Below are 15,402 nucleotides of genomic sequence, written 5' to 3'. Positions count from 1 at the left end.
ACTGCTCTCACCACCCAGACTGCTCTCACCACAACGTGACTCGCCCCACCCTGCCGCACGCCATAGCTTACCCCGCATGATTTTGCTTCGCCTCCGCACCCTTGCCGCTGCCCTGCTGATCCTTGCCGGATTCAGCGGCGGCGTTGCGCATGCCGGAGATAAGCGCGAAGCACCCATCGTGGTGGAATTGTTCACCAGCCAGGGCTGTTCATCCTGCCCTCCGGCCGATGCGTTGCTGCATGAATGGAGCCGCGATCCTGGCGTATTGGTGCTGTCGCTGCATGTGGATTACTGGGATTATCTCGGCTGGAAAGACACGCTGAGCCGCCCCGGCCATGTGAAGCGCCAGCAAGCCTATGCACGCAGCACCGGCTCGCGCCAGATCTATACGCCGCAAGCGGTGATCGATGGGCAGTATCAGGTCGTCGGCTCCAACCGCGCCGCGTTGAAGGAAGCCATGCAGGCAGCGCGCAAGGATATGCGCCTGGCGCTGGATGTGCAGCGCAAGCCCGATGGCCTGCCGGTGGCCGTGAAGCTTCCCGCCAGCGCCAACTGGATCGGCGAGGCCGTGGTATGGCTCTGCCTATTCGACCGCAAACGCGACGTGATCATCGAGCGCGGTGAAAATACCGGCCGCAGCATAACCTATGTGAACGTGGCGCGTTCCTGGCAGAAACTCGGGCTATGGGATGGTGGGCCGGCCGAAATCGCATTGCCCGATCTGGCCGATTACGATTGGCACGGCAGCAATGGTGCCATTCTGTTGCAATCCACCCGCGGCCCGATCCTGGGCGTGGCCGAATTGGGCCATCGCTGACGCCACGGACCTCTTGCCAGCCTACTGATCAATTGACAGCAGCGCCCGCAGGGTGAAAGCTGGCTGCATGTCGCTTGCCAGCAAACCGCCGATGCAGCCCCTGCCGCGCCGCCCAGAGCCGCCGCGCCATGTGCCGCCGCCAAGCCTGCGGCTGCGCCCGGCCGACAAGGCCGATATCGCACGTATCCGCCAGATCGCGGAGGCTACCTACGGCCCCTATCGCAAGGACCTGCCCAAGCCGCCTTCGGCGCTCACCGACGATTACGCGCTGTTGATTGCCGATGATGCGGTTTTCGTGGTGGAGGGCCGCGATGGCGTGGCGGGATTTGCCGTGCTGCTAGGCCTGCATCATGCGCTGATGGTGCATAGCCTGGCGGTGGACCCGGATATGCAGCGCCAGGGCGTGGGCAAGATGCTGATCGCCTTTGCAACCGGCCATGCCGCAAGCCTTGGCCTGCAAGCCCTGGAGGCCTCAGTGGAAAAGGCCATGTTGCCGGTGATTGCCTGGCTCGGCCGCAACGATTTCGTGGCAATCCGCTCGCCCGGCCCCGGCGGCTATCAGCGCTACTATTTCCGCCGCGACGTTACATAAGCAAAAATCCAAGAAAATAAAAAAACCGAGGAAACATCCGATCATGCCTGAAGCCACACCGCTTCCTTCCAGCACGCTGTTGATGCTGCGCGACGACAGCCAGCAAGGCCTGCAAGTCTTCATGGTGAAACGCCATCACGCCATCGATTTTGCATCCGGCGCCATGGTGTTTCCCGGCGGCAAGCTGGCCGAGGGCGATTCCGATCCGGCGCTGGGCCGGCATGTGCGCCCGGGAAGCTTCGATCCGGCACTGACGCCATTTGCGCTGGGCGCGGTGCGGGAGGCCTTCGAGGAATCCGGCTTGCTGCTGGCCCGCCGCAAAGGCGCCGGCCGTTTTCTCGACGCCGACGAAGTTGCCGCGCTGGCACATTGGCGCGATCCGCTGAATAGCGGCGCAAAAACCCTGCGCGACATGGCCGAGGCCGAACAACTGGATTACGCGCTGGATGCGCTGATCACCTTCGCCCATTGGGTGACGCCCACCAACATGCCCAAGCGCTTCGATACCTGGTTTTTCCTGGCGCCGGGGCCGGAGGGCCAGATCGGCAGCCATGACGGGTCTGAGTCGGTGGATTCAGAATGGCTGAACCCGCAGGCCGGTTTGGACGCCTGGGAAAAGCGCGAACGCGTGATCGTGTTTCCCACCCGGATGCAATTGATCAAGCTGGCGCGGTCTGCCAGCGTGGCCGAAGCCTTCCGCAGCGCACAGGCCGAACCGATCGTGACCGTAATGCCGGTGCTGGATAAAACCGCGCCCGGCGAGCCGCATCTGCGCATCCCAGCCGAAGCCGGCTATGGCATCACCGGCATTCCGATCAGCCAGATCGGCATGTGATTGGGCGGCGCACTCAAACCATCACACAGCGAAACCGCCGAACCATGACCACCGGAACAAGCCCGGTGGTGACGTTTGATGGTATATGCGCGATCAGATGATGCCCGCCGCCATCACTTTCGCCAGCCGCTGGGCGAAAGCCTGCGGATCGGCCGGCGGTTCGCCTTCCACGATGCGGGCCTGATCGAGCAACAACAGCGCATTATCCCGCAAGGCATCCGCAGCGCCGGATTGCCCGGCGCGCTCGGCCATACCCTTGATCAGCGGATGGCGCGGATTGATTTCCAGGATACGCGGGGTTTCCTGCGCGAATTGTTTGTTCAGTCGCAGCAGGCGTTCCAGATGCATATCCATGTCGCCATCGCCGGCCACCAGGCAACAGGCGCTGTCGGTCAACCGCTTGGACTCGCGCACATCGCGCACGCGTTCGCCCAGCACGGTTTTCAGCAGCGCCACCAATGTGCCCAATGCCGCGCCTTCCACGGCTTCGGGTTTGTCTTCGCCGGCCTTGTCCGTTTCGGATTTCTCCTCGCCCTGGATGGCGTCCAGATCGGCACCGCCGCGGGTGACCGAGCGAAACGGCTTGCCTTCGAAATCCGGCGCCGAAGCCAGCCAGAAATCATCCACCGCATCGGTGAGCAACAGCACTTCCACACCCTTGGCGCGGAAGCCTTCAAGTTGCGGAGATCGCTTCAGACCTTCGATGGAATCGCCGTTGATGGTGTAGATGGCATTCTGGCCCGGTTTCATACGGGCAATGTAATCGGCCAGCGACACCCAGCCGTCATGTTCGGATGAACGAAACCGCGCCAGCTTCAACAATTGCTGGCGATGCTCGAAATCCTCGTAGATGCCTTCCTTCAGCACCGCGCCGAAATTCTGCCAGAAGTCGGCATAGCTTTCGGCCTCGTTGGCGGCCTTGCGTTCCAGCTCGCCCAGCACACGCCGGGTAATGGCCTGGCGGATACGCGTCAACACCGGATTATTCTGCAGCATCTCGCGGCTGACATTGAGCGGCAGATCGGCGGAATCCACCACGCCACGCAGAAAGCGCAGCCAGGCGGGCACCAATTCGTCGCACCGATCGGTGATGAAAATGCGGCGCACATAGAGCCGCAAAGCCGATTTGCGCGCCGGATCGAACAGATCGCGTGGCGGTTGGCTGGGCACGAAAAGCAGCAGGCTGTAATCCAGCTTGCCCTCGGCGCGGGCATGCAGCGTAGCCCAGGGATCGTCGAAGGCATGCGCCACATGATGATAGAAGGCCTTGTATTGCTCTTCCGTCACCTCGGACTTCGCGCGCGACCACAGCGCGGAAGCCGCATTCAGGGTTTCTTCCTTGTCATCCTCCAACTGCAAAACCACCGGCAGTGCGATATGGTCGGAATAGGTTTTCACGATGCCGCGCAGGCGGTCTGCTTCGAGGAATTCATCCTCGCCTTCGCGGAGATGCAGCAGGATGCTGGTGCCACGGCCGGGCTTATCGGTTTCGCCAATCGTAAAGCTGCCGGTACCGTCAGACACCCAATGCCAGGCCTGGGCCTCGCCGGCTCGGCGCGACGTGACCTCCACCTTGCCCGCCACCATGAAGGCGGAATAGAAGCCGACGCCGAATTGACCGATCAGCGATACGTCTTTTGCATTGTCGTCCTGTAGCCCGGCGACGAATTCGCCGGTACCGGAGCGCGCGATGGTGCCCAGATTGGCGATCAACTCATCGCGATTCATGCCGATGCCGTTATCGGTCAGCGTGATGGTGCGGGCGGCTTTGTCGATCCGCAGCATCACCTTCAGGTCGCTGTCGCCATCCCACAGGCCGCTATCGGTCTGGGCGGCGAAACGCAGCTTGTCGCAGGCATCGGATGCGTTGGAGATCAATTCTCGAAGGAAGATTTCCTTCTGGCTGTAGAGCGAATGGGTGACGATATGCAGCAGCCGCGCCACTTCCGCCTGAAATTGCATCGTCTGATCGGTCATGACGAGACCTCTTCTTCGTGCTTCAGTCTTTCTTCTCTTCTTTGGGCTTGTCGTCTTCCAGCAGATCGGCCAACCGGCGGGTGATATCGCGCGCGGTATATTCCGACACCAGATAGGTCCAGCCCTGCAAACGGGCATTGCTGTCGGCCACCTGCTTTTTGGCAGCTTCTTCGTTCAGCAAAACGGTGTTTTCCGCATCCTGCTTGACCAGGGCCGGATCGTAATCCAGCGCCAGGGTGATCCAGGCCTTCTTGTCGGCGGCCGGAATGCTCTTGATGCTGACGCGGATGCCATCCAGGGTTTCGATCACGCTGAGCGTTGCCTTGGAGAAATCCTGGCTGTCGGCCTTGGCCACGTCATCGAACGAGATGAAGGCCAACGCGCCGGGCAGACTATTCACATCATATTGCGAGGCCACCTTCTTGCCGGCGGGAATCCGGCTGGGGCGGAAATCGTCTTTCGACGTGCCATCGGCGGCATTGGTACGCACCAGATCCAGCTTTTCGCCATCGGCATGCTGCACATGGGCAGCGGCCACGCGGGCGCGCTCGATCTTCACCATATCCTTGTCGAGCCAGGCGCCGGCATCGGCGGGCAAATCCACCCGCCCCTTGGCCAGCCAGGCACGCGCCTCGCCCAGTTTGCGCACATGGATTTCGGCGGGGCGCGAGCCGAGTTCGCGGGTTTTCACCTTACCCACGATCACGGCGGCCAGAACCTGATCCTTGTCGTCCAGCAAACGCGCCAGGATCGGGCCTGGATCGGATTTCGCCGCTTCGTCGGCCGGTTGATAATCCTTCGGCTCGTTCACCTGGATCAGGCTGTAAAGCTCCGGCTTGTCGGTGCGCGGCTCCAGGGTTTCCAGGCCTGCGATGCCCAGGATATTCTTGCGCGTAAGATCGATCTTGGCGCGATAGCCAGCCTTCTCGGGCAGCACCCAGCCATCATTGCTGCGCTGGATGCGGATCTTGCCCTTGGTGGTTTCGAGTTCCAGCACAGCCACGTCGTTCACGCGCTTGGCCAGGTCGGGGAAAAGCGGCTTGGTGGCAAAATCCGCCTGGGTGGCGCGATCACGCTGCGCGGTGATGTACCAGGCGCCGCCGCCCACAGCCACGGCCGCCACCAGAAGGATCGCCCAAGTCTTGCCCCGCATTGCCCTTACCCCTCTAAACTATTGCAGCTTCAGCCCTCGACGCGCCGGGCCACGCGCCGCCGACGCCAGGCGACGCTCAAACCGATCGCCACCAACGCGGCCAGCAACGGCATCAGGCCGATATTGATGAACTTCACGCCCAGTTGCAGCCGCTCGATATCGCGGTTCAACTCGCGCTGCACATCGCGCAATTCCTTGCGGGTGGACAGCAGATCGGCGCGGAATTGCTCGATGGCGGCCTGCTGCTCGGCAGTGATCAGCGCATTGCCTGCCGCGGCACCATCCGACTTGCTCTGCAAATCGGCGATCTTCTTCTCGGTCTCTTCCATGCGCTTTTGCAATTCGCGCTCGCGCGCCAGGAATTGCCGGTCGGCCTCGCGGCGCAGACCATCGATCACTTCGAAAGGCCGCTGCGACTTGCCACGGCTGCGCAGGCCGATCAGGTCGCCCGAGCCAGACATGTTGTCGATGGCATTCACCACCATGTCGGCATTGGCGGAGATCGGCACATAGAGCTGCTGGCCGAACATCTGCTGCGTGCGCACCCAGAAACGATCATCCAGCAGATCGGCATCAGCCACCAGAATCACGTTGATCGGCTTGGCGCTTTCCTTGATCTGCGGCGCGGGCGCAGCCGCCGGCTCGGCCGGCTTCTCGCCATTCTTGGGTTCGCCTTCCTTGGCGGCCGGCTTGGGCGGGCCATCGGGGAAAGCGGTTTTGGCGGGGCCGGTGATGCGGGCGGCAAGCGTGTAGATTTCGCCGGTGGGCTTGAACGCCTCGGCCAATGCCTGCGGATTGGGATCGCCCTTCAGTTCGGCGGTATCCATCAGCATCGCCTTGTCAGACGAGCGGATCAGCGGTGTGACGCTGGTGGTGCCGCCTTCCAGCTTCTTGATGCTGCCCACCGAGGCAAAGTTGATGCTGGTGAGATCGGCGGTGATCACATCCTCATGGCTCAGTCGCTCGCCGGGTACCGCGAGCCAGGGCAGATAATCCACGACGGCCGCCGGGCCGCTGCGGCCGGTTTGCACGCGCTGGGCCAGGGTGAGATCGGCCACGAATTTATCCTGCGCCACATCCACGCCCCAGGCCTGGAACAGCTTGGGCAGCAGCGAGCCGCTATCGCCGCCCGGCATCGGCTGGCCGGTCATCGGATTGGGCATCGCCGCCATGGTTTCGGAATAGGGATCGGCGAATACGATCAGCCGGCCGCCCTTCAGCACGAATTGATCGACGGCATATTGCAACTCGTCGCTCAAGCCCTTGGGATGGGCCAGCAGCAGCAGATCGATCTTGTCGTCGATCTGCTCGGGCTTGCCTTCCAGCATCTTCACATCGAAGAACTGCTTGATCTGGCCCAGGATCAGATAGGGCTGGGCCTGGCCGCGCATGGCGGCCATCATCCCGCCGGGGCCGTATTCCAACGGCAATTCGCCGAGGATGCCCACGGTAGGCTTCTTTGGATTGGTGAGGCCGTAAACCAGCTTGGTCAGATCGTATTCGAGGAACTGCTCCTTCTCCGCCTGGAAGAAGGGGATGATTTCCTGCTTGTCCACGCTGTTGGTGCCGACCAGGCCGAAATACAGATTCTGCCCGGCGCCGCCGAACTGAATGCCCTGCACACCGGCCTGCACGGCGCGGTCTTCGGCTTCCGAGAAAGGTTCGGGATCGATCACCTCAAGCCGGATCTTGCCGCCCGAAAGCGTGGCATAGCGTTCGAGCAATTCACGCACGCGCAGGCCATACTGCTTCAACTGCGGTGCCTGGGAGGCCACCTTGTCGGAGAAGAAAAAACGCAGCGTGATCGGTTCCTGCACATTCTTCAGCACATTGCGGGTGCCATCGGAGAGTGTGTAGAGCCGCGCCTGGGTGAGATCCAGCCGGGCATCGCGCAGGCCCTGGTTGGAACCGAGATTGACCGCGAAGAACAGCGCGAAGGCCGCGATCAGGCCGGTGCTGGTGAGGAGGGTTTTCTTGCCGCCGGTCATCGCTCAGCCCGCCTTCTTGAGATCAACAACCACGGCGGTGGCATAGAGCCACACCGCGATCAGGGAGAGGAAATACACCACATCGCGCAGATCGATCACGCCCTCGATGATGGCGTTGAAATGGCTGAGGAAGCTGAAGCTGGCGATGGTATCCACCACCAGGGTGGGCGCCCAACCCTGGAAGAAGCTGAGCACCATCGGCGCGCCGGCCACGGTGAACACGAAACACACCGCCACGCTGAGCACGAAGGCGATCACCTGATTGCGCGTGAGGGCCGACAGGCAGCAACCGATGGCAAGATAACCGCCAGCCATCAACAGGCTGCCGATATAGCCGGCCGCGATCACGCCATGATCGGGCGAGCCGAGCCAGGCAACGGTGATCCAGAGCGGAAAGGTGAGCGCCAGTGCGATGCCGGCGAAAGCCCAGGCAGCCAGGAACTTGCCCAGCACCGCCGCCCAGAGCGGGATCGGCAGGGTGAGCAGCAATTCGATGGTGCCGCTCTTGCGCTCTTCCGCCCAGAGCCGCATGGCGATGGCCGGCAGAAAGAACAGGTAGAGCCAGGGATGGAACAGGAAAAACGCCTTCAGATCGGCCTGGCCGCGTTCGAAGAACTGGCCAAGATAGAAAGTGAAGACGCCGGTGGTGAACAGGAACACCACGATGAACACATAAGCCACGGGGGTGGAGAAATACCCGGCCAACTCGCGGCGGAAGACAGCGGACAATCCATTCATGAGTCTATCCTCGAATGCAGCTTCAGGCGGCTTTGCGGGGCTGCGTAACCTGGCGGAAGGCGGCGTCCAGCTTGCCCGGCTGGGCCAGGATGTCGCCGATGCGCCAGCCATCGCCCTCGGGCCTGCCCTCGGCCACCACACGGCCGCGGGCGATCACCACGGCGCGTTTGCACAAAGCCTCCACCTCTTCGAGGATATGGGTGGAGATGATGATGGCCTTTTCCTTCGCCATGCTCTGGATCAGGCCGCGCACTTCATGCTTCTGGTTGGGATCGAGACCATCGGTGGGCTCGTCGAGCACCAGCACCGGCGGATCGTGCAGGATGGCTTGGGCCAGGCCGACGCGGCGCTTGAAACCCTTGGAGAGCGTGTCGATCGGCTGATCCAGCACCTCGACGATATTCACCTGGTCGGCCACCTTCTCCAGCCGCCAGCGCCGCTCCTCGCCGCTCAGCCGGCGCACATCGGCCACGAAATCCAAAAAACTGCGCGGGGTCATGTCGCCATAGGCCGGCGCGCCTTCCGGCAGATAGCCGATGCTGCGCTTGGCCTCCAGCGGTGCTTCCGCCACGTCATGGCCGCAAACCGTGATCCGGCCCGAGGTTGGGGTGAGAAAACCGGTGAGCATTTTCATGGTGGTGGATTTGCCGGCGCCGTTGGGGCCCAGGAAGCCCAGCACCTCGCCCTTGGCGACCGTCAGGCTGATCCCGTCCACGGCGGTGAAAGGACCGAATTTCTTTACCAGATTCTGTATTTCGATCATCGGTTTCGCGTCGCTCCTCGCCCACACGGCAGCCCCCGCTGCAGCCCCTGATCCTGCAGGCGCCCGACAGATAAGCGCTGGCACTCCGGGCATCAAGGGGTGGGGGCTGAATCGAGCCGAATTAGCCGGAAAAAAGCGCTGTCATTCACGCAAGGTTCATCTTGCCGCTGGACAGGCGGCAGCGGCAATGCTAGCGGTGTTGCAATGCACAATAATGCACCTCTCGCCGACACGTTAGACGAGCGCCCCGCATCGCCTTGCGCGCCCGCATCGCCTTGCACAAAGGTCTGCCGGATCGACACTGCCACCGGCTATTGCCTGGGCTGCTGGCGCACCGGCGCCGAGATCGGCGCCTGGCCGGCCATGGATGCCGCCGAACAGCACGCCTTGCTGCGGCAGCTTGCAGCGCGGCGCTGGGGTTAGTTAGTCTCACCCATGCCCCAGTTTCTCCTGAAACGCTTCCTCACCCTGCTGGCAACCCTGTTCGCCACATCGGTGATCGTTTTCCTGGTGCTGGAAATCCTGCCCGGCGATCCGGCGCTGATGCTGTTGGGCGTGGACGCCACCGACGAACAATTGGCTTCCCTGCGCGAGGAACTGGGCCTCAACCGCCCCGCCTTTACCCGCTATGTGGCCTGGACCCTGGGCCTGCTGCAGGGCGATTTCGGCATGAGCTATTCCTACAAGGTGCCGGTGGCCGGCCTGATCGTGGAGCGGCTGTATCTCACCTATCCGCTGGCCATCAACGCCATGGCGATCACCATGCTGCTGGCACTCAGCCTGGGCATCTTCGCCGCCTCGCGCCACAACAAGCTGGGCGACGTGCTGGTGATGACCCTGAGCCAGATCGGCATTTCGATCCCCAGCTTCTGGTTCGGCATCCTGCTGGTGCTGCTGTTTGCCGTGCATCTGGGCTGGTTCGCCGCCGGCGGCTTTGCCGGCTGGAGCAATCCTGCCGCCGGCTATAAGAGCCTGCTGCTGCCCAGCCTGTCGCTGGCCGTGGTGCAGGCGGCCATTCTCACCCGCATCACCCGCTCGGCGGTGCTGGAAGTGCTGCGCGAGGATTTCGTGCGCACGGCGCGCGCCAAGGGCCTCACCGGCGGCGCCATCCTGTGGGGCCATGTGCTGCGCAATGCGCTGATCCCGGTGATCACCGTGGCTGGCCTGCTGTTTGGCGCGCTGCTCACCGGCGCCATCGTGGTGGAGCAGGTGTTTTCGCTGCCCGGCCTGGGCCGCCTGGTATTCCAGGCCATCAGCAACCGCGATATCGAGGTGGTGAAAGCGGTGGTGATCCTGCTGGCCTTCACCGTGGTGCTGGTGAATTTCATCGTCGATCTGCTTTATGCCGCCATCGATCCGCGGTTGAAGGCGGCCGATGTTTAATGTGCTGGAATTCATGCGCCGCGCCTTGCGGCATCGCAGCTTCGTGGTGGGCGGCCTGCTTACCACGATCATGCTGGGCATGGCCGCACTGTCGGTATTCTGGACCCCTTACAGCCCCACCGCCATCAATGTGCGCAAGCGCCTGGCCGGGCCGAGTTGGGATCATTGGCTGGGCAACGATCCGTTCGGCCGCGACGTATTCTCCATGATCCTGGTGGGAGCGCAAAATTCCATCGTGGTGGGCATGATCGCCGTGGGCATCGGCATGAGCATCGGCACCCTGCTGGGCCTGCTGGCCGCCGCCAAGCGCGGCTGGGTGGAAGAAATCATCATGCGCCTCTCGGATTTCACCTATGCCTTTCCGGTGATCCTGGCCGCCATCATGTTCGCCGCCATCCTGGGGCCGAATTCGATCAACTCCATCATCGCGATTGCCATCTTCAACATCCCGATCTTCGCCCGCGTCTCGCGCGCATCGGCCAATGTGATCTGGGCGCGCGATTTCATCCTGGCGGCGCGCGCAGCCGGCAAAGGCGCTGTACGCATCACCATCGAGCATGTATTGCCCAATATCCTGGCAGTGCTGGTGGTGCAGGTCACCATCCAGTTCGCCCTGGCGATCCTGGCCGAAGCCGCGCTGTCTTATCTGGGCCTCGGCACCCAGCCACCCACGCCATCCTGGGGCCGCATGCTGAACGAAGCCCAGGCGATGATCTTCCGCGCCCCGTCTTTGGTGATCTTTCCCGGCCTTGCCATCGTGATCAGCGTGCTGGGCCTCAACCTGCTGGGCGATGGCCTGCGCGATCTCACCGATCCGCGCCTCTCCAGGCAACGCTGAGGCGGCACGGATGGCTTTGCTGGATGTCTCCAACCTCAAGGTCGATCTTCGCACCGCACGCGGCAGCGTGCAGGCGGTGCGCGGCCTGGATTTCAGCCTGCAACGCGGCGAAACGCTCGGCATCGTAGGCGAAAGCGGTTGCGGCAAGTCGATGACCGCGCTGGCCCTGATGGGCCTGCTGCCCGACAATGCCCGCGCCTCGGGCAGCATCAGCCTGCATGATCAGAATCTGCTGGCGATGAATGAAACGCAGCTCAGCCAACTGCGCGGCGACCGCATGGCGATGATCTTCCAGGAGCCGATGACCAGCCTGAACCCGCTGCATCGCATCGGCGAACAGATTGCCGAGCCGCTGCGCCTGCATCGTAAGATGACGCCGCGCCAGGCCCATCAGCGCGCGCTGGATCTGATGGATCGCGTGGGCATCCCCAATCCCAGCCAGCGCATCGATGCCTATCCGCACCAGCTTTCCGGCGGCCAGCGGCAACGCGTGATGATCGCCATGGCGCTGGCCTGCGAACCAGATATCCTGGTGGCCGACGAACCCACCACGGCGCTGGACGTGACTATTCAGGGCCAGATTCTCGATCTGATCGGCCGGCTGGTGGATGAATCCGGCATGGCGCTGATCCTGATCAGCCACGATCTGGGCGTGATCGCCGAAACCGTGGATCGTGTGTTGGTGATGTATGCCGGCCGTGCGGTGGAGCATGGCCCGGTGCAGGATGTGTTCGCGCGCATGGCGCATCCCTATACACGCGGCCTGTTCGCCGCCATGCCGCGCCTGCATGAAGGCGTGGCCGCCTGGCCGCGCCCGGCCCTGCCCACCATCGCCGGTATCGTGCCGGATCTGCATGATCTGACCGATCATGGCTGTGCGTTCGCACCACGCTGCAGCCTGGCCGATCCGCGCTGCGGCGCGCAGACTCCCCCCAACACGGCCCTGGGTAACGACCACGCCGCCGCCTGCTGGCACACGGACCAGACTCTCGCGGAAAAGATTGGCGGGCAGCCGGCATGAGCAACGCCCTGCTCCGGATCGAGGATGCGCATCGCACCTATACGCTAGCGCGGGAATCGCCGCTGGCGCCGCCGCGCAAGGTTTATGCGCTGAATGGCGTGAGCATCACGCTCAAGGCCGGCGAGAATCTCGGCATCGTAGGCGAGAGCGGCTGCGGCAAATCCACCCTGGCCCGCCTGGCCATGGTGCTGGAACGGCCCGATAGCGGCCGCGTATTGTTCGAGGGCCGCAACCTGATCGATCTGCCGGAAACCGAATTGCGCGCCGAGCGCCGGCATTTCCAGATGGTGTTCCAGGATCCTTACGGCTCGCTGGATCCGCGCATGAGCGTGGAGCGCATCGTGGCCGAACCGCTGGAAGCGCTGGATCGCAAGACCAGGGCCGAGCGCCGCGCGCGGGTGGGCGATGCGCTGACCACGGTGGGCCTGCGCGCCGGCGATATGGGGAAATACCCGCATGAATTTTCCGGCGGCCAGCGCCAACGCATTGCCATTGCGCGCGCGCTGATCACCCGGCCCAAGCTGATCGTGGCCGACGAACCGGTTTCGGCGCTGGATGTGAGCGTGCAGGCCCAGGTGCTGAACCTGATGGCGGAACTGCAGAGCAAATTCGGCGTCAGCTATCTGTTCATCAGCCATAACCTGGCGGTAGTGGATCATCTCTGCGCCCGGGTGGCGGTGATGTATCTCGGCCGCGTTGTCGAGGAGGGCGATACGGCGGCGATCTTCGCCCGCCCCGCCCATCCCTATACCCGCGCCCTGCTGGCGGCCCTGCCGCGCCCGGCGCCGCCCAGCAAAACCGAGGGCCGCCGCAAGCGCCGGCAATTGCTGCAAGGCAATCCCACCGGCCTGATGAATCTGAAGCCAGGCTGTGCGCTGGCCGAACGCTGCCCGCATGCAGCAGCACGCTGTTTGGCGGAAACCCCGCTGTTGCGCGATTTCGATGGCCGCAGCGTTGCCTGCCACCGCGCCGAAGAAATCGCACTTTAAGATTTCGGCTTGCCCTACGCCTTAGGCTTGATCGGCACCAGGGTATAACCGCGCTGCAGCATGCAATATTCGGTCAATTCATATTCGCGCGGGCCTCGGCGCGAGATGCTGGCATAGATACCGCCGCCATCTTCATCGCCGCCGCCATAAACGAATTGCGTATCGCGCAGCGGCGGATAGATCGGCCCGGCATGGAAGCTTTCCTCGAAGGCCTGTTCGCGGGCGATCTCGCGGCAGGCCTGCTCATCCCTGGCCAGGTTTTCCGGCGTTATATCGGCGCGCCAGTATTCGGTGCCGGTACCGAAGGTGCAGCCGGCCAGCGACAGCCCAGCCAGGGACAGGCCAGCCAGGGACAACAATGGCAAAACCGCCCGAAGCCTGGCCCCGCGCATGACCCGCCTCATTTGCCGTCGGAAACCCGGCGCCAGCCCTTGCCCTGCAGGCAATAATCGATCAGTTCGTATTCGCGCGCCACGCGGTATTGCCGGCGGTAATTCATGCCGCTTTCATCGCCGCCGCCGCTGGACCCAACCACCACCTTGCTGGGCGGATCCACCGGCAACAGCCCGGCCTGTTCGGCGCTGGCGCGTTCATAGGCCGTGGCACGGCAGGCGGCCGTATCGTTGTACAGCGCATCGGCATCGGCACCGGAACCGCTCATGCCGGGCTTGGCCCAATGGGTGGCCGGCGCGCAAGCCGCAAGCAATAGCAGAGGCAGCAGATAGGCGGGCTTCATGATGGGGCTCCTTGTTGCGGCTCCGGCTGTTTCGACATTGGCACAAGCTGGTAGCCACGGGCACGCAGGCAGAAATCCTGCAAACTCTGTTCGCGCATCTCACGTGCGAAGAACGGGTCATAAAACGGGTCGCGCCAATGGCGCAGGCCGCGCGGACCGTAAGACGGAAAGCTGTAGAAAGGCGGGCCGTACAGGAAGTTTTCGCGGAAGGCTTCGTCGCGCGCCGCCACGCGGCATTCCTTGGCATCAAGCTGCACCGCCTCGGCCGAGGTGTTCGGCTTATGCCATTGCAGCGCCGGGCCGCAACCGGCCAGCGTGAGCAGGGAAACCATCAGAAGCATCTTGCGCATGACCGGAGTCTGCACCCGCCGCATGGCAAAAAAAAGGCTATTCCTGACAGGGAAACGCGTCTGTGAAAGCCTGGCGCACCAGTTGTATGGCTTCCTTGCCCAATTCCTGATCGGTGGCCTCGCCAACGAATTCCAGGAATTGCTTACGCAACGTGGCCGGGGGCACATCGCGCGGCGCACAGAACCAGGCGTTGTCTCGCCCCTCCGTCAGCACGAGTTCGTACATTCCCACCGCCGCCTGCAGATAGCGCAGGCAACCGGTCTGGCCGGCACTGCCATCGGCCTCGCGGCACAGGCCCGCCAGGTCACGCCCCAGGAAGGGCGGCGGCGGCTGCAATGCAGACGGCATCTGCGCCATGGCAATGGCGGGAAACAGCAAAAGCATGGCGAAGATAATCGCGCGGCGCATCACACAATCTCGTTCTCTACCGGATTTCCGCCCAATTCGCGGAAGATTTCATGCATGCGCGCTGCCGCCGGGGCAAGTCTTTCAACATCGGTGCCGCGCAACACCACAGAGGTGGAGGCCTTGCCGCCACGAAAGGCGGGATAGGAACCCATCTCGATCTCGGGATAGTCGTTCTGCAGGGCCTGCAGTTTCTCGGCGATTACGCCTTCGGGCACCTGCGCCACGATGGTGCGCGACAGCAGTTTATCGCCGCCCACCAATTGCGGCGCCACCGAGCCCACCATGGCCTGGAAGATCGCCGGCACGCCGGCCATCACGAAAACATTGCCGATGCAAAAGCCCGGCGCGGCGGAAACCGGATTGTCGATCAATCCGGCGCCATCGGGAATCCGCGCCATGCGCAGGCGCGCGGCATTCAGCATGCCGGCCTCGTAATGCGCTTCCAGGCGGCGACGCGCTTCGGGCTGCACGTCGATACCGACACCGAAGGCCTTGGCGATGCAATCGGCGGTGATGTCGTCATGGGTGGGCCCGATACCGCCCGAGGTGAAGACATAATCGTAAGCCGCACGCAGTTCGTTTACCGCGGCCACGATCCGTGCCTCGTCATCGGGCACCACGCGGGCCTCGCGTAGGCGGATGCCCAGTTCGGTCAGCTTGCCGGCCAGGAAATGCATGTTGGTATCGCGGGTGCGGCCAGACAGGATTTCGTTGCCGATCACCAGGATGGCGGCTGTGACGATCTTCGGTGTATTGGCTTCCGGCATGGGGCAGGACATAGCATGACCGGCGCGGCTGGGGTATAGCCAAACC

Annotated in this window: 18 protein-coding genes; 8 read left to right on the top strand and 10 right to left on the bottom strand. The window is 63.2% G+C overall.

Annotated elements, in window-relative coordinates:
• The first annotated feature begins 76 nt into the window (after positions 1–76).
• The 3 genes from KF827_RS02255 to KF827_RS02245 all read left to right on the top strand — a co-directional run bounded on the left by KF827_RS02255 (position 77) and on the right by KF827_RS02245 (position 2,244).
• Positions 77–817, top strand: coding sequence for a DUF1223 domain-containing protein (locus KF827_RS02255; RefSeq protein ID WP_290999290.1), 741 nt, complete (start codon positions 77–79; stop codon positions 815–817).
• 67 nt (positions 818–884) lie between these two features.
• Entirely contained in the window at positions 885–1,409 is a 525-nt protein-coding gene (locus KF827_RS02250; RefSeq protein WP_290999287.1) for a GNAT family N-acetyltransferase, read from the top strand.
• A 43-nt stretch (positions 1,410–1,452) separates the two neighbouring features.
• Positions 1,453–2,244 (top strand): hypothetical protein, encoded by a 792-nt coding sequence (locus KF827_RS02245; protein ID WP_290999284.1) that lies wholly within the window; start codon positions 1,453–1,455, stop codon positions 2,242–2,244.
• 93 nt (positions 2,245–2,337) lie between these two features.
• On the opposite strand, the gene htpG is transcribed toward KF827_RS02245, so the two are convergent.
• Genes htpG through KF827_RS02220 form a run of 5 tightly spaced genes read right to left on the bottom strand, consistent with a single transcriptional unit; the run spans position 2,338 to position 8,863 of the window.
• Positions 2,338–4,221: a molecular chaperone HtpG gene (htpG, locus tag KF827_RS02240; protein ID WP_290999281.1), complete on the bottom strand. Its 1,884-nt coding sequence runs from the start codon at positions 4,219–4,221 to the stop codon at positions 2,338–2,340.
• Between the two features lie 22 nt (positions 4,222–4,243).
• Positions 4,244–5,374, bottom strand: coding sequence for a hypothetical protein (locus KF827_RS02235; protein ID WP_290999278.1), 1,131 nt, complete (start codon positions 5,372–5,374; stop codon positions 4,244–4,246).
• 29 nt (positions 5,375–5,403) lie between these two features.
• Positions 5,404–7,362 (bottom strand): Gldg family protein, encoded by a 1,959-nt coding sequence (locus KF827_RS02230; protein ID WP_290999275.1) that lies wholly within the window; start codon positions 7,360–7,362, stop codon positions 5,404–5,406.
• A 3-nt stretch (positions 7,363–7,365) separates the two neighbouring features.
• Complete coding sequence (locus KF827_RS02225) at positions 7,366–8,100, bottom strand: ABC transporter permease subunit (RefSeq protein ID WP_290999272.1); 735 nt, start codon at positions 8,098–8,100, stop codon at positions 7,366–7,368.
• 22 nt (positions 8,101–8,122) lie between these two features.
• A complete protein-coding gene (locus tag KF827_RS02220; RefSeq protein ID WP_290999269.1) occupies positions 8,123–8,863 on the bottom strand; it encodes an ABC transporter ATP-binding protein in 741 nt (246 codons plus the stop codon).
• Between the two features lie 204 nt (positions 8,864–9,067).
• On the opposite strand from KF827_RS02220, the gene KF827_RS02215 reads away from it, so the two are divergent.
• Genes KF827_RS02215 through KF827_RS02195 form a run of 5 tightly spaced genes read left to right on the top strand, consistent with a single transcriptional unit; the run spans position 9,068 to position 13,094 of the window.
• Positions 9,068–9,286 (top strand): DUF1289 domain-containing protein, encoded by a 219-nt coding sequence (locus tag KF827_RS02215; RefSeq protein WP_290999266.1) that lies wholly within the window; start codon positions 9,068–9,070, stop codon positions 9,284–9,286.
• A 12-nt stretch (positions 9,287–9,298) separates the two neighbouring features.
• On the top strand, positions 9,299–10,246 hold the full coding sequence (locus KF827_RS02210) for an ABC transporter permease (RefSeq protein WP_290999263.1): 948 nt from the start codon (positions 9,299–9,301) through the stop codon (positions 10,244–10,246).
• A complete protein-coding gene (locus tag KF827_RS02205) occupies positions 10,239–11,084 on the top strand; it encodes an ABC transporter permease (protein WP_290999260.1) in 846 nt (281 codons plus the stop codon). Before KF827_RS02210 ends, KF827_RS02205 begins: the two co-directional genes overlap by 8 nt.
• Positions 11,085–11,094: 10 nt before the next feature.
• Entirely contained in the window at positions 11,095–12,105 is a 1,011-nt protein-coding gene (locus KF827_RS02200) for an ABC transporter ATP-binding protein (RefSeq protein WP_290999257.1), read from the top strand.
• Entirely contained in the window at positions 12,102–13,094 is a 993-nt protein-coding gene (locus KF827_RS02195; protein WP_290999253.1) for an ABC transporter ATP-binding protein, read from the top strand. The genes KF827_RS02200 and KF827_RS02195 overlap by 4 nt, the downstream gene beginning before the upstream one ends.
• 14 nt (positions 13,095–13,108) lie before the next feature.
• Here the strand turns inward: KF827_RS02195 and KF827_RS02190 are convergent, their stop codons facing one another.
• From KF827_RS02190 to KF827_RS02170, 5 genes are read right to left on the bottom strand one after another with little or no spacing between them, the layout of a single operon-like run.
• Complete coding sequence (locus KF827_RS02190) at positions 13,109–13,453, bottom strand: hypothetical protein (protein WP_290999249.1); 345 nt, start codon at positions 13,451–13,453, stop codon at positions 13,109–13,111.
• 41 nt (positions 13,454–13,494) lie between these two features.
• Complete coding sequence (locus KF827_RS02185) at positions 13,495–13,830, bottom strand: hypothetical protein (protein WP_290999239.1); 336 nt, start codon at positions 13,828–13,830, stop codon at positions 13,495–13,497.
• Complete coding sequence (locus KF827_RS02180; RefSeq protein WP_290999236.1) at positions 13,827–14,180, bottom strand: hypothetical protein; 354 nt, start codon at positions 14,178–14,180, stop codon at positions 13,827–13,829. Before KF827_RS02180 ends, KF827_RS02185 begins: the two co-directional genes overlap by 4 nt.
• A gap of 37 nt (positions 14,181–14,217) precedes the next feature.
• Complete coding sequence (locus KF827_RS02175; RefSeq protein ID WP_290999233.1) at positions 14,218–14,589, bottom strand: Rap1a/Tai family immunity protein; 372 nt, start codon at positions 14,587–14,589, stop codon at positions 14,218–14,220.
• Positions 14,589–15,356, bottom strand: a complete 768-nt coding sequence (locus tag KF827_RS02170; RefSeq protein ID WP_290999230.1) for a molybdopterin-binding protein — start codon at positions 15,354–15,356, stop codon at positions 14,589–14,591. The genes KF827_RS02175 and KF827_RS02170 overlap by 1 nt, the downstream gene beginning before the upstream one ends.
• Between the last annotated feature and the right edge of the window lie 46 nt (positions 15,357–15,402).

The sequence above is a fragment of the Ferrovibrio sp. genome, assembly GCF_019636075.1.
GTDB lineage: Bacteria > Pseudomonadota > Alphaproteobacteria > Ferrovibrionales > Ferrovibrionaceae > Ferrovibrio.
Note: the sequence above shows the minus strand (reverse complement) of the source record. Positions and strands in the feature narration are given on the sequence as shown.

Excerpts from the sequence above, each read along its gene's own strand:
- KF827_RS02215 (WP_290999266.1), top strand. The coding sequence starts at position 9,068 with ATGCACAATAATGCACCTCTCGCCGACACGTTAGACGAGCGCCCCGCA.
- KF827_RS02205 (WP_290999260.1), top strand. The coding sequence starts at position 10,239 with ATGTTTAATGTGCTGGAATTCATGCGCCGCGCCTTGCGGCATCGCAGC.
- KF827_RS02175 (WP_290999233.1), bottom strand. The coding sequence starts at position 14,589 with ATGCGCCGCGCGATTATCTTCGCCATGCTTTTGCTGTTTCCCGCCATT.
- KF827_RS02250 (WP_290999287.1), top strand. The coding sequence starts at position 885 with ATGTCGCTTGCCAGCAAACCGCCGATGCAGCCCCTGCCGCGCCGCCCA.
- KF827_RS02255 (WP_290999290.1), top strand. The coding sequence starts at position 77 with ATGATTTTGCTTCGCCTCCGCACCCTTGCCGCTGCCCTGCTGATCCTT.
- KF827_RS02235 (WP_290999278.1), bottom strand. The coding sequence starts at position 5,374 with ATGCGGGGCAAGACTTGGGCGATCCTTCTGGTGGCGGCCGTGGCTGTG.
- KF827_RS02200 (WP_290999257.1), top strand. The coding sequence starts at position 11,095 with ATGGCTTTGCTGGATGTCTCCAACCTCAAGGTCGATCTTCGCACCGCA.
- KF827_RS02210 (WP_290999263.1), top strand. The coding sequence starts at position 9,299 with ATGCCCCAGTTTCTCCTGAAACGCTTCCTCACCCTGCTGGCAACCCTG.
- htpG (WP_290999281.1), bottom strand. The coding sequence starts at position 4,221 with ATGACCGATCAGACGATGCAATTTCAGGCGGAAGTGGCGCGGCTGCTG.
- KF827_RS02245 (WP_290999284.1), top strand. The coding sequence starts at position 1,453 with ATGCCTGAAGCCACACCGCTTCCTTCCAGCACGCTGTTGATGCTGCGC.
- KF827_RS02195 (WP_290999253.1), top strand. The coding sequence starts at position 12,102 with ATGAGCAACGCCCTGCTCCGGATCGAGGATGCGCATCGCACCTATACG.
- KF827_RS02225 (WP_290999272.1), bottom strand. The coding sequence starts at position 8,100 with ATGAATGGATTGTCCGCTGTCTTCCGCCGCGAGTTGGCCGGGTATTTC.
- KF827_RS02180 (WP_290999236.1), bottom strand. The coding sequence starts at position 14,180 with ATGCGCAAGATGCTTCTGATGGTTTCCCTGCTCACGCTGGCCGGTTGC.
- KF827_RS02170 (WP_290999230.1), bottom strand. The coding sequence starts at position 15,356 with ATGCCGGAAGCCAATACACCGAAGATCGTCACAGCCGCCATCCTGGTG.
- KF827_RS02230 (WP_290999275.1), bottom strand. The coding sequence starts at position 7,362 with ATGACCGGCGGCAAGAAAACCCTCCTCACCAGCACCGGCCTGATCGCG.
- KF827_RS02220 (WP_290999269.1), bottom strand. The coding sequence starts at position 8,863 with ATGATCGAAATACAGAATCTGGTAAAGAAATTCGGTCCTTTCACCGCC.
- KF827_RS02185 (WP_290999239.1), bottom strand. The coding sequence starts at position 13,830 with ATGAAGCCCGCCTATCTGCTGCCTCTGCTATTGCTTGCGGCTTGCGCG.